Annotated in this window: 9 protein-coding genes; 5 read left to right on the top strand and 4 right to left on the bottom strand. The window is 58.6% G+C overall.

The genetic code is table 11. The features are described from left to right. Nucleotides 1-17 precede the first annotated feature (17 nt). Both proW and C6Y56_RS12060 read right to left on the bottom strand, forming a co-directional pair. Entirely contained in the window at nt 18-971 is a 954-nt protein-coding gene (gene proW / locus C6Y56_RS12065; RefSeq protein ID WP_169430059.1) for a glycine betaine/L-proline ABC transporter permease ProW, read from the bottom strand. A gap of 51 nt (nt 972-1,022) precedes the next feature. Beyond that, the gene (locus tag C6Y56_RS12060) at nt 1,023-2,057 is read right to left on the bottom strand and encodes a quaternary amine ABC transporter ATP-binding protein (protein WP_169430058.1); all 1,035 of its coding nucleotides are present in this window, start codon (nt 2,055-2,057) and stop codon (nt 1,023-1,025) included. A 366-nt stretch (nt 2,058-2,423) separates the two neighbouring features. Between C6Y56_RS12060 and C6Y56_RS12055 the strand changes: the two genes are divergently transcribed. From C6Y56_RS12055 to C6Y56_RS12045, 3 genes are all read left to right on the top strand, one after another. After that, the gene (locus tag C6Y56_RS12055; protein ID WP_007955405.1) at nt 2,424-3,383 is read left to right on the top strand and encodes a LysR family transcriptional regulator; all 960 of its coding nucleotides are present in this window, start codon (nt 2,424-2,426) and stop codon (nt 3,381-3,383) included. Nucleotides 3,384-3,506: 123 nt separating this feature from the next. Then, on the top strand, nt 3,507-4,847 hold the full coding sequence (locus C6Y56_RS12050) for an MmgE/PrpD family protein (protein WP_169430057.1): 1,341 nt from the start codon (nt 3,507-3,509) through the stop codon (nt 4,845-4,847). Between the two features lie 102 nt (nt 4,848-4,949). After that, entirely contained in the window at nt 4,950-6,185 is a 1,236-nt protein-coding gene (locus tag C6Y56_RS12045) for an aromatic ring-hydroxylating oxygenase subunit alpha (protein WP_169430056.1), read from the top strand. Between the two features lie 26 nt (nt 6,186-6,211). On the opposite strand, the gene yddG is transcribed toward C6Y56_RS12045, so the two are convergent. Next, a complete protein-coding gene (gene yddG / locus C6Y56_RS12040) occupies nt 6,212-7,108 on the bottom strand; it encodes an aromatic amino acid DMT transporter YddG (RefSeq protein WP_169430055.1) in 897 nt (298 codons plus the stop codon). A gap of 477 nt (nt 7,109-7,585) precedes the next feature. Between yddG and C6Y56_RS12035 the strand changes: the two genes are divergently transcribed. After that, nucleotides 7,586-8,896, top strand: a complete 1,311-nt coding sequence (locus C6Y56_RS12035; RefSeq protein ID WP_169430054.1) for an MFS transporter — start codon at nt 7,586-7,588, stop codon at nt 8,894-8,896. Nucleotides 8,897-8,956: 60 nt separating this feature from the next. Here C6Y56_RS12035 and C6Y56_RS12030 read toward each other — a convergent pair whose 3' ends face one another. Then, on the bottom strand, nt 8,957-10,945 hold the full coding sequence (locus C6Y56_RS12030) for a peptidase U32 family protein (protein ID WP_169430053.1): 1,989 nt from the start codon (nt 10,943-10,945) through the stop codon (nt 8,957-8,959). A 333-nt stretch (nt 10,946-11,278) separates the two neighbouring features. Here C6Y56_RS12030 and C6Y56_RS12025 point away from each other — a divergent pair, with 333 nt between their 5' ends. Continuing rightward, nucleotides 11,279-12,847: an ATP-binding cassette domain-containing protein gene (locus C6Y56_RS12025; protein ID WP_169430052.1), complete on the top strand. Its 1,569-nt coding sequence runs from the start codon at nt 11,279-11,281 to the stop codon at nt 12,845-12,847. The last annotated feature ends 14 nt before the right edge of the window (nt 12,848-12,861 follow it).

The following is a 12,861-nucleotide window of genomic DNA, read 5'->3' as shown; positions in this document are numbered from 1 at the left end:
TCGGTGAGCAGAAAGGTTCAGTTAATAACCGCACGAGCAACGTTCTTCTTTTTCTTCAACTTCATGACCAGGCCGACCGGCCCGCTCTCATACCAGCGCTGCCCGGTGGCCAGATCGGCGCTGCGTTCACCCATGGCCTGGGTCAGGCGATCGAGGAACACCGCCAGCAACACCAGCCCTGCTCCGCCGACACTGGCCAGGCCCATATCGAGGCGACCGATGCCGCTGAGCACCATCAGCCCCAGCCCGCCGACCGAAATCATCGAGGCGACCACCACCATCGACAGCGACAGCATCAAGGTCTGGTTCAAGCCGGCCATCATGGTTGGCGCGGCCAGCGGCAATTGAACCTTCATCAGCATCTGCATCGGTGTGCAGCCAAAGGCCCGCGCCGCCTCGACCTTGTCCGCCGGCACCTGACGAATGCCGAGGTTGGTCAGCCGCACCAGCGGCGCGACGGAGAAGATGATCGTGACAATCACACCCGGCACGTTGCCGATGCCGAACAGCATCACCACCGGCACCAGGTAGACGAACGCCGGCAGGGTCTGCATGGCATCGAGCACCGGGCGGATGACCATTTCGGTGCGGTCGCTGCGGGCACAGAGAATGCCCAGCGGAATCCCGATCACCGCGCAGAACAACAGCGAGGTCAGCACCAGTGCCAGGGTGACCATGGCGTCGTTCCACACGCCGATCAGCCCGAGCCCGGTCAGGGTTGCCACGCTGAAGATCGCGATGCGTTTGCCGCCGATCTGCCAGCTGATCAGCCCGGCGATGATGATGAACACCGTCGGCGGCAGCGAAAGCAGCCCCCACTGGACGCCGTCGAGCACCTGATCGACCGGCCAGCGAATCGAGCGGAAGACATCCCGAAAGTTATGCACCAGGTATTTAAGGGCGGTTTCAACCCACGACCCCAGCGGAATATTCAAACTCTGGAAGGGATCCAGAAAGTTAAAGTCGGACATGACGCTACCTCGCACTTGCGTACTGCGTGATCATTCTTGTTTAACAGAAGCTCAGCTATTACCCAGGCAACTTAAAAGATGCCCCTGCGAGATCGAACCTTTATAAAGTCCAACTTCATCGACTACCGGCATTGGCGTAGATGAAGCCGCAACAAGGTGAAATATCTCGCGCAAGGAAGCGTCGGCCTTTATCGGAGTTTGGCGACCCGGTTCATAAACAATGCCCGAATCGGTTTGTGCGATATCGCCGGCGCGCAATATCCGGCTGGTGTCGAAACCGTTGAAGAAGTCCCGTACATACTTGTTCACCGGATTGCACAGCAGCTCACGGGGGGTGCCGATCTGCACCACGCGCCCGCCCTCCATGATCGCGATGCGGTGACCGATGCGAACGGCTTCTTCAATGTCGTGGGAGATGAAAATGATGGTGCGATCCTGCTCGGCCTGAAGCTTGATCAGCTCGCCCTGCATCTCGCTGCGGATCATCGGATCAAGCGCGGAGAACGCTTCGTCCATCAGCAGGATGGCCGGGTCATTAGCCAAGGCGCGGGCCAGGCCGACTCGCTGTTGCATGCCGCCGGAGAGCTGGTGAGGAAAGCACATTTCCTGCCCGGAAAGCCCGACTTGCTCAAGGGCGCCCATGGCCCGGCAGTAGCGTTCCTTTTCGCTGACACCGCTGATTTCCAGGCCGAAGCTGACGTTGTCGATGACGCTCATGTGCGGCATCAGGGCAAACGACTGGAAGACCATGCCCATGTCTTTGCGGCGCACCTGCAACAAGTCCTTGTCGCCCAGGCCGGTGATTTCCCGGCCATTCAGAAAGATGCTGCCGGAGGTCGGCTCGATCAGGCGATTGAACAGTCGGACCATGGTCGATTTGCCCGAACCGGACAAACCCATGATGACAAAGATCTCGCCGCGTTTGACCGAGAAGTTGGCATCGAATACACCGATGGCCTGCCCGGTCTTTTTGAAAACTTCCGCTTTCGATGCGCCTTCTTCGATCAACTTCATGGCCAGTGCTGGCTGAGTACCGAAGACTTTATAAACATTCTTTACGCAAATTATTTCGTCGGAGCGAGTCATACCTTGCCTCCATCGCGTAGTGCATATTCGGGTTCAAACAATATGCAATCGAGCGAAACTGGTTTTGAGCGGCAGCGGTAATAGTTATATGTCGTCACGACGGGTTTCCTTTTATTATTTTTGGGACCCCAGGAACGAGGGACGTTTCAAATTTATTAGCATCCCCCTGCTTAATCCAACGACATTTACAGGGACATGTTGATAACGTCGGGTTATGGATCTTGCGAGCGTCGATGTGACGGGCCAGACATCGCTCATCCGCGACCGGGACTATCCTTGCAGCGACGCTGGCGTATCCCTACCCGCAGGCTTCCGCTACCCTCGTCGCGCTTCGCCCGCAAGCCGCAATATCAGGAGGCTGTACGAATGACCAAGCATGTCGATCCCGACACCATCTTGCTGAAGATGCCGTCCTTAAGGGCTGTGAAGGCATTTGTCGCGGCCGCGAAGTACCAGAGTTTCACCCGTGCCGCCGAAGCATTGTGTGTTTCCCAGGCCGCGATCAGCCGGCAGATCCGCGAGCTGGAAAGCTATCTGGGGGCGCAGTTGTTCACCCGCGTCGGGCGGGCCGTCGAACTCACGTCGGCGGGCGCGCTGTTCTTCGATGCCGCGCAGCTGTCGTTCGTCAACATCGCCCAGGCCGCCGAGCGCATTCGCAGCAGCCAGTCCGGCAAGAAAGTGCTGACCATCTGCTGTTCCCCGGCGTTCTCTGCATTGTGGCTGTCGAATCATCTGCCCGAGTTTTTCGCCCAGAGCGAAGGCATCGAGCTGAACCTGATCACCACCCAGAACTTCCTGACCATGGAGCCCGGTGTCCAGCCCGACGTGTTCATCACCAAGATTTCGCGTGTCCGCGAAGGCTACCGCAGCTACCCGCTGTGCCATGACCTGATCTACCCGGTGTGCACGCCGCAGTATCTGGAGAAGCATCCGGAAATCTCGACCATCGAGGGTGTGCGCGATTCGGCCCTGCTCAATCTCAGCCCCTATGGGCGCTCGCAAGTGGCCGAGCATGTCGACTGGGGCGTGTGGCTGGCATTTCAGGCCATCGATATCGATGATCGTCCGGCAACCAGTCCGCAGATTTTCAATGCCAATGACTACAACCTGCTGATCAGCATGGTGCTCACCCATCAAGGCATCGCGCTGGGCTGGAATCATCTGGTGGCACCGCTGGTGCAACAGGGATTGCTGGTGCGCCCGATTGAACAGGAAGTCCAGCTGCGCAACAGTTGGCACTACCTGGCCTGCCGGGAAAATGCGGACAACGAAGACGCATTGCGCCGGTTTCGCGAATGGATCCTGTCGAAGTTTCCCCGCCGCTAGCCATCGATTTGGTTATCAATTGCCCGACGAAAATGTCGTTGGAGCCGCACAACCTTCCTGACTCATTGTGGAGCGGCGCCGGTCGGGATCTGGCCGGTTCCCCTCACAGGAAGGAATTGTTGAATGTCACTCTACGAATTCTGCCGCGACTTTGACTTCATCCAGGCCCCGGCCAAGACCCGGGAGATTTTGCAAAACAGCCTGCTGGATATCGTCGGCGTCATGGCCGGTGCTGCGTCCAATGACACAAGTGTGGCGCTGCGCCGTTTTGCTGTTTCCCACTATCCCACCGGCGAATACGGCAGTCGTCTGCTGTTCGACGGTCAGCGCGTGAGCCTGCTGGGCGCGGGTTGGGCTGGCGGCTTTTCCGCCGACAGCCTCGATGCCCACGAAGGCCACTTCCGATCCAAGGGGCACGCTGGCGCGACCGTGGTGCCGGCCCTGCTCGCCCTCGCCGATGCGCTGCATCACCAAGGCAAGGAAGTCAGCGGACATGAGCTGTTGAGCGCGCTGTGCCTCGGCTATGAAACCGGACTTCGCGCCGGAACAGCGCTGATGGCAACCTCCCCGACGTACCACGCATCCGGCGGCTTTTCGGCGATTGGCGTGGTCTGCGCCGGCGCCCGCTTGCTCGGTTTTGACGAGCCGACCTTTCGCAATGCCTTGGGCATCGCCGAATACTTCAGCGCCCGTTGCCCGATGATGCGCCTGATCGCGTTTCCGACCATGTTGCGTGACGCCCACGGCAGCGGCGCCTTTGTCGGTTTGAATGCGCTGCTGATGGCCAAGGAAGGCGTGACCGGTGCGCCAGCGGAAACCGTCGAGGACGCCTCGGTCGCCGAGCACTGGCTCGACCTCGGTCAGCGCTGGGAAATCGACAGCCAGTATTTCAAACCCTGGCCGGTGTGCCGTTGGGCGCAACCGGCGCTGACCGCGATGCTGCAACTGCAACAGGAGAACGCCGGGCTCAACGCTGACGCGATCGAAACGATCCGCGTCGAGACTTTCTACGAATCGATGTGCCTGCAAGGTCACACCCCGGCGGATGCCGATCAGGCGCAATACGCCCTGGCCTTTCCGCTGGCGGCGCTGATCGTCAGGGGCAAACTCGGCCCGGACGAAGTCACCGGCGAATCCATACACGCCGCCGACATCCGCGCCTTGAGCGCACGCATCGAGATCGTTGAAGCCGCCGATATTTCGGCGCGATTCCCCAATGAAATCCTCTCGCGCGTCACCGTCACCCTGAAAAACGGCAACGTGCTCGTCAGCCCGATCACCGCCGCGCGCGGCGATCCCGAAACGGCCCTGAGTCGCGAAGAACTGGAGCAGAAGTTCGACCTGTTCGCCTCAAGCCTCGGCCATGAACGCAGCCTCGCGGTGAAACAGGCGATTCGCAATCTGGACCAGTCTGCGTCGGCCATCGCCACGCTTGAGCCGATCTTCAGACGCCCTCACCCATAACCGCAACGCATCGATTACCCGCAGGAAATGTCGTTTGTGACGGCTTTCCCGGCACAGATAGGCTGGACCTGTTCCGGCCCTACGCGCATGACGAGGAAAACAATGAACAATAAAGACACCGTGTTTGACCTGATCGCCCAGCGCAAACCCTGGCACTCGCTGCCGGGCGTCCTCTACAAGGATGAAAACGTCTATCGCCAGGATCTCGAGCAGATCTGGCACAAGGACTGGATATTCGCCGGGCACACCTTCGAAATTTCCAAACCCGGCCAGTACTTCACCCTGCAGATCGGTGATTACCCGGTCGCCGTGGTGCGCGGCAAGGATGGCGAGATCCGGGCGTTTCATAACGCCTGCCGCCATCGCGGCGCCAAGATCTGCGAACACGAACACGGCAAGGTCGCGAAAATGGTCTGCCCTTATCACAAGTGGACCTACGAGCTGGACGGCAACTTGCTGTACGCCGGCAACATGGGCCAGGATTTCGACAAGGCCCAGTACAACCTGAAGTCCGTGCATTGCGAGATCGTGCACAGCTACATCTATGTCTGCGTCGCCACCAAGGCGCCGGACTTCGAAGGTTTTCGCAAAGCCGTCAGCCCGTTCATCGCCCCGCATTATCTGGACAACTGCAAAGTGGCGTTCGAGTCGACCATCATCGAACAAGGCAACTGGAAGCTGGTGTTCGAGAACAACCGCGAGTGCTACCACTGCGACGGTTCCCACCCGGAGTTGTTGAAATCCTTCGTCGACAACCTGTCGGTGGGCGGCCTCAGCGGCGAAGACGACCCACAGTTGTCGGCGTACTGGAACACCTGCGAGCAGGCCGGTTTGCCGAGCCGTCTGGTGATGGACATCAACGGTCAGTACCGCATGACCCGCATTCCGCTGTCGTCCGGGGCCGTCAGCTACACCATGGACGGCAAGCCGGCAGTGAACGGGCGTCTGGACAAAACCGCCGAGCCGGACATCGGCGCCCTGCTCTATTTCCATTACCCGTCCACCTGGAACCACTTCCTCGGCGACCATGCCCTGAGCTTCCGCGTATTACCGATCAGCGCCACACAAACCATGGTCACCACCAAATGGCTGGTGCCGGACACGGCAGTGGAAGGCGTGGACTACGACCTCGAACGCCTGACCAAAGTCTGGATCGCCACCAACGATCAGGACCGCACGCTGGTCGAGGGCACCCAGCGCGGCGTGACCTCCCCGTCCTATGAACCGGGGCCGTACTCGGAAACGGCGGAAACCGGCGTCTGCCAGTTCGATGACTGGTATTGCGCCACGATGATGGACCGGCTCAAGGGGCCGATTCCGTTGAAGTCCGTGGGCTGACGGGCATGCGCGGCAACGCCGTTTTTTCAGGAGAACTGACGTTGCCGCGTCGCTTGCCAGCAGATCAGCGAACCCACGGTCACCAGCACCGCGCCCTGCCAGAACTGCATCTGCAAACTGACACCCAGCCACAGCGCGGCGAACGCTGACGACAAAACCGGCGCGCCATAGGATGCGGTCGCCAGCAAAGTCAGGTTGCCGCGCAGGATGCCGATATTCCACAACGCATAACCGCCGGCCATGGCGATGCCGGTGGCGATCAGTTCGAGGGAATTGCCCACTGTGAATGCAGAAATCCGTTCACTGCTGAAGCCCCACTTCACCCACAAAACAATCGCCGTCAGCACGAAAAACAGCACTACCAGACTCTGCCCGTTGGCGTAGCGGCGCGTGACGTTGCAATACAGCGCAAACGTGATCGCGCAGGCCAGCGCCAGGCTGTAACTCAGCGGGTTGGAATTGACGTTGGCATTGATCCCCGGCAACGACAGGCCCTGACCGCTGACCACCCAGAGAATGCCAAACAGTGCGAGCGCACTGCCGGGAACGATGAACCAGCGGGTTTTCTGCCCGTTCATGAAAATCGCCAGCACCACGGTCAGGCATGGCCAAAGGTAATTGACCACACCCAGTTCGATCGCCTGTTGCCGGTCACTGGCAAACCCCAGCGCCAAAGACAGGCACACCTCATACGCAACGAACAACCCACTGCCGAGCAGGAGATAGAGTGTTGACGTGGAACGAAGACGCGGTCGCCCGAGAAACATCACCAGCAGGATCGCCCCCAGGGTGTAAATCATCGCGGCCCCGCCCAGAGGGCCGAAATGTTCACTGACGCCCCTGATCAAACCGGCGGCGGTGCTCCACAACACAATCGCCAACAGCCCGCACGCCGTGGCGGCACGCTCGCCTCTTATTTGCATCATTGCCTCTGGATCAAAATCGCGATTCGACCGCACAGGCTAACGAGGGAAACCGGATCGATACAGCGACTTTTCATCCGGGCAATGAATGCGCTGGGGTTATCGATCAAGCTCGGGACGCTCCGCGTCCCTTCCAACGGCGGACGCAGAGCGTCCATGGAGGCATTCCCACGCGGAGCGTGGGAACGATCGGCGTGATCAGTGCTGAAACGGACGAGCCTGCGTCCCAACGTCGCAGGTCCGGCACCTTGGCAAACGCCACACAAGGCTTAAAATCGCGCCTCCTCTTGCAGTCGCCCGAACGGCGCCTGCCCGCAGCCATGACAACCCTCAGGTTTGAACAGCCGGCCACTTTCACAAAGTGCGCCAGGCTCAATCGTCCTGCCCGTTCGGCGGTCGTTTGTCTTCAACACACTTCGGCTTGGCACTCGCATGCGCAGAGGCGCACGTTCCGCTGTTCGATCACTTGAGGTTTTTATGACACCGCGTTTGCTGGCCATGGCGCTGGCGCCCCTGCTCGGGCTGTTCATTGTTGCGCTGGGCAACGGCTTTCTGTCTTCTTTGACCACTCTGCGCCTGGGCGCGGCCGGCGAATCGGCGACGATGATTGGCATCGTGTCCTCGGCCTATTTCATCGGCCTTACCTTGGGCGCGATTTTCAATGACCGGTTGATCCTGCGCATCGGCCACATCCGCGCCTACAGCAGCTTCGCCTCGCTGATCGCCGCGACCATCCTGCTGCAAGGGCTGTTTTATGACACCTGGGGCTGGGTCGTTCTGCGCCTGATCAACGGCTGGGCCACGGTCGGCGTGTTTCTGGTGATCGAGAGCTGGCTGCTGCTGGCCGGTGACGCGAAGATTCGCGGGCGCCTGCTGGCGCTGTACATGATCGTCCTCTACGGCGCCGGCGTGCTGGGTCAGGCGTTTTTGGGGAAAATCACCGGGCTGGGCGACACGGCGCCGTTCATGGTCGCCGGCATGCTCGCAACCCTGTCGGTGCTGCCGATCGTGATCCTGCCGCGGGTTTCACCGCTGCTGGAACAGGTCGAACCGCTCAAGCCACGGGCACTGCTGGGCGTGTCGCCCACCGGGCTGGTCGGCTGCTTCGGCTCCGGCGTGACCATCGCGGCGATCTACACCCTGCTGCCGCTGTACCTGCAACGCATCGGCCTGAACGTCGGCGAAGTCGGCAGCATGATGGCCTGGACGATCCTCGGCGCGATGCTCCTGCAATACCCGGTCGGGCGCTGGTCCGACCGCAAGGATCGCCTGCAAGTGCTGACCGTGCTGTGCGCCGCGTGCACCGTGCTGTCGCTGGTGATCGTGCTGGTGCCGCTGTCCTCGGCCATGCTCGCAGCGATGCTGTTCCTGCTGGGTGGCGGCGTGTTCGCGCTGTACCCGGTTGCGGTCAGCCATGCCGCCGACCGTGCGCCGGTTGAAACCCTGGTGCCGATGATTCAAGGCATGCTGCTGATCAACTCCCTGGGCTCGGCGATGAGCCCGCTGCTGATCTCGCCGGCAATGAACGCCCACGGCGAAACCGGCCTGTTCTGGGCCTTCGCGCTGGTCAACCTGAGCATGGTGACGTTCTTCTTCTGGCGTCGCGGCAAGCGTCCGGTGCCGGCCAACCCGGCGCCGTTTGCGGCGGCTGCGACCTTCTCGCCGACTGGCGCCGAGCTGCGGGTGACCGAAGACTTGCGTCAGGCAGCGCAGGAGCATCCGCCGATGGTCGATGCGTTGAGTGGCGAAGCGGCACCACCAACGGCATCGCGCTACGAAGCCAGTTGAGTTTCTGGCAGGCATAAAAAAACCGGTGACTTGCGTCACCGGTTTTTTATTGCCCTTGAATCAGTGCGGTGCCCGAGGAATGGTCTTCATCAGGTCTTCAGGGCTGATATGCCCCACCACACTGCCCGGCTGCGGCAGATTCAGGATGTGGCCCTTCATCTTGCCGATCACGTGCATCTCGCACGGTTTGCAGTCGAACTTCAGGGTCAGCACTTCGTCGCCGTGAATCAGCTGCATCGGCGCGACTTTGGTTTTCACGCCAGTCACGCCTTTGGCCTGTTTCGGGCACAGGTTGAAGGAGAACCGCAGGCAGTGCTTGGTGATCATCACCGGCACTTCGCCCGCCTCTTCGTGGGCCTCGTACGCCGCGTCGATCAGCTTCACGCCGTGACGGTGGTAGAAGTCGCGAGCCTTCTGGTTGTAGACGTTGGCCAGGAACGACAGATGCGCTTCCGGGTACACCGGCGGTGGCGTGGTCTCGGCCTTGCGCGAACCGCGCGGATGGGCGGCAACGCGGGCGGCGGTCAGCGCTTCGATCACTTCACGACGCAACGACTTGAGCTGCGAGTTCGGGATGAAGAACGCTTGCGGCGCATCCAGCTTGATCGAGGTCGCGTGGTACTCGGTGGTGCCGAGCTGACCGAGCAGGTCGTGCAGAGTCTCCAGCGCCTGTTCCGGTTTGTTGGCGACACCGAACGGGCCTTCCAGCGCGACGCTGGCGCTGATGCCCTCTTCGCTGGTCACGGTCAGTTCCAGACGCTCTTCGCGAAGCTTCGCCAGCCAGCTCACGCCGATACGACGCTCGGCGGAGGTCTTGAGCAAGGCCTGCTGCCAGTTGTGGTCGAGGTTGCGGTTCAGCGGGTGGTTCGGGCGCAGCTTGTACAGGCCTTCCGGCATCTCGTTCGGCTCGACGCGGTAGCGATAGCGCTTCTCGCCTTCTTCCTCGAACTCGCCCTTGGCTTCGGCGATGTTGGCGCGGAACCCCACCACTTCGCGCTTGACCAGCACATTGAGGCCGTCGCCGTTGGACAGTGGCTCGTGGGTGATGACCTGCATGTCACGCTTGCCGACTTTCTCGACCACGCCCACCGCCAGACCGGTGAAGGTCGGCGAATCGAACGCGCCGATATCGATCTTGCGCTCGCTGACGAAGTAGTCGGTGCTGCCACGGTGGAAGGTCTTTTCCGGGTCCGGCATGAAGAAATGCGCGGTGCGGCCGCTGGAAGCGCGGGCCAGGTCCGGGCGGTCTTCGAGCACGTCGTCGAGGCGCTGGCGGTAATAGGCGGTGATGTTCTTCACATAGCCCATGTCCTTGTAGCGACCTTCGATCTTGAACGAACGCACACCGGCCTCGACCAGTGCGCGGATGTTGGCGCTCTGGTTGTTGTCCTTCATCGACAGCAGGTGTTTTTCGTAGGCGATCACGCCACCCTTTTCGTCTTTCAGGGTGTACGGCAGACGGCAGGCCTGGGAGCAGTCGCCCCGGTTGGCACTGCGCCCGGTCTGCGCGTGGGAAATGTTGCACTGACCGGAAAACGCCACGCACAACGCGCCGTGGATGAAGAACTCGATGGCGGCATCGGTTTCATCGGCGATTGCGCGGATTTCCTTGAGGTTCAGTTCACGGGCCAGTACCAGTTGCGAGAAACCGGCCTGATCGAGGAACTTGGCCCGCTCAAGGGTGCGGATGTCGGTCTGGGTGCTGGCGTGCAGCTCGATGGGTGGAATGTCCAGCTCCATCACGCCCAGGTCCTGGACGATCAGCGCATCGACGCCGGCGTCGTACAACTGATGGATCAGCTTGCGCGCCGGCTCCAGTTCGTTGTCGTGCAGGATGGTGTTGATGGTGGTGAAGATGCGCGCGTGATAGCGACGGGCAAATTCCACCAGTTCGGCGATTTCGCTCACCTCGTTGCACGCGTTATGACGCGCACCGAAGCTCGGGCCGCCGATGTATACCGCGTCGGCGCCATGCAGGATGGCCTCGCGGGCAATGGCCACGTCACGGGCGGGGCTGAGCAGTTCCAGGTGATGTTTGGGCAAGGACATATGTTTTTTTAGTCAGGCTGTCACGGTTGAGGCGCGCATTGTAGCCGCGAAACGCGTGGGCGGCACGTCTGTGCTGCCGGGTGGCTGCTATAAATCCGGCTACAGAATCTTGCGCCGTTACCTACAACTACACCGGAATGCGCCGACTGGAGAGTTTAGAGCGAGTTCCTTACCGTTCCTGACCACAGAAAAGAACTGATCGATTTATCGAGTGCGTACTGGTTTGCGGTACCCCCGTTCGAGCAGTTGCTTACACATAAAGGGTCGCAAGTGAACTGGTTCAGTTACTACTTAAAAACTTTCAAGATCATATCGAAGAACTATCGAGGATTCGTGACGGGTTTCATCGGGGTCTCCACGATATTCATTGCATGCAGCTCCTTGAGTTCGGCCCTCCCCATTTTGTTGAAAAATGCAGCCAACGCTATTAATGAAATACAGAGCGCACAGACTCAATTCCTTGTTTTTGCCAGTGCCTATGCAATCCTGTGGACAGCATCACAGATTCTCTCCAATGTTCGCGGGGTATTTTCAGCGTGGATATTGGCCAAATGCGATGCAACCCTTTACGAAGAAATAGTTTCCAGGATTTTTAGATACTCCCATCGAAAGCAGCAGCCCCTTGACCCTGGATACATTGTCGCCGATATAAACAGATCAGCAGGCAGTTTCAGCATGGTCACCATAGGCATCTTTTGGACAATCGTTCCCATCGCGCTTGAAATGATTATTGCCATGAGCGTTCTTTTTACGACCATGGGTTATTTCTATGCAATCCTGTTTTTTGTTTTTTGCATTGGTTTGATTTTGATAGCCGTCCACGTAGCCAAATCGAGCTCACATATTCACAAGTCCATATTTGAGGCTGACAATGAGCTTTCCAGCTACACCATTCAAAGGCTCGGAAGAATTTATGACATAAGGCTCAACAACAGCCTCCCCAAAGAACTTCTTTCGGGGCGATCCTTCTTCGACAAATACGTGAAGACAATCAGAAAAGCAAATCTTCACATGGGAATGCGCCTCGGCTTGCAGGGGCTGGCGATCGGCACCACACTAACCTTTTTTGTCATACTTTCGGGGATGAGCGACCCTACTCGCCTTACCGCCGGTGACTTTGTCATGATTGTGGGCTACATCACCATGTTCACCATGCAGTTACATATATTGGCCGGAACGTTAATCAATCTTCAGGCAAATCTCGTATCTTTGAACATTGGAATAAAATACATCGAAGAGAATATCAATAAACCGTATTACCCCAAAAAACACAAAGACACACATCTATTCTCCCTGCATGGTGTATCACTCACCAAAGACAACAAAATCATCCTAAGCAGCGTCAGTTATAAATTTGGTCCAGGCATACACATAATATCTGGCCGATCCGGCACTGGAAAAACGACACTCATAAACACCCTGCTAGGATTTGAAGACAGCTATAAAGGTACAGCCCACTATAAAGGACACCCCATAGATGAATCATTAAGTGAGTACATACTGTCCGAAGTTTCTGTTGCACCACAGAATCCGGTGCTATTACCCGGAACGCTAAAAGACAATCTGCTTTATGGAACTGAAAGTGCCAGCCCACAAAAATTGGCTTTGATTCTTGAACTTTTAGGATTCTCTAGAGACAACGCTGACATTGAAGCTTTGCTATCCACCGCCATAGACATTTCAGGAGGAGGACTTAGCGGCGGAGAACGACAAAGAATTGCCATAGGGCGAGCGATTTTAAGAGAGAAAACAACAATAATCCTGGATGAACCCACCTCGGCACTGGACAGAATAACGGCCAAAAGAATTATGGACTGGCTGATTGCCAACATCCCTTGTTTGATTATTGTTACTCACGATGAGCTTCTGAAGAAAAAATACGGAGTTGCCATAGAACTTTAGAGCATCTATTTAAT

Origin of the sequence: Pseudomonas fluorescens, from assembly GCF_012974785.1 — a bacterium.
Lineage (GTDB): Bacteria > Pseudomonadota > Gammaproteobacteria > Pseudomonadales > Pseudomonadaceae > Aquipseudomonas > Aquipseudomonas fluorescens_BT.
Note: the sequence above shows the minus strand (reverse complement) of the source record. Positions and strands in the feature narration are given on the sequence as shown.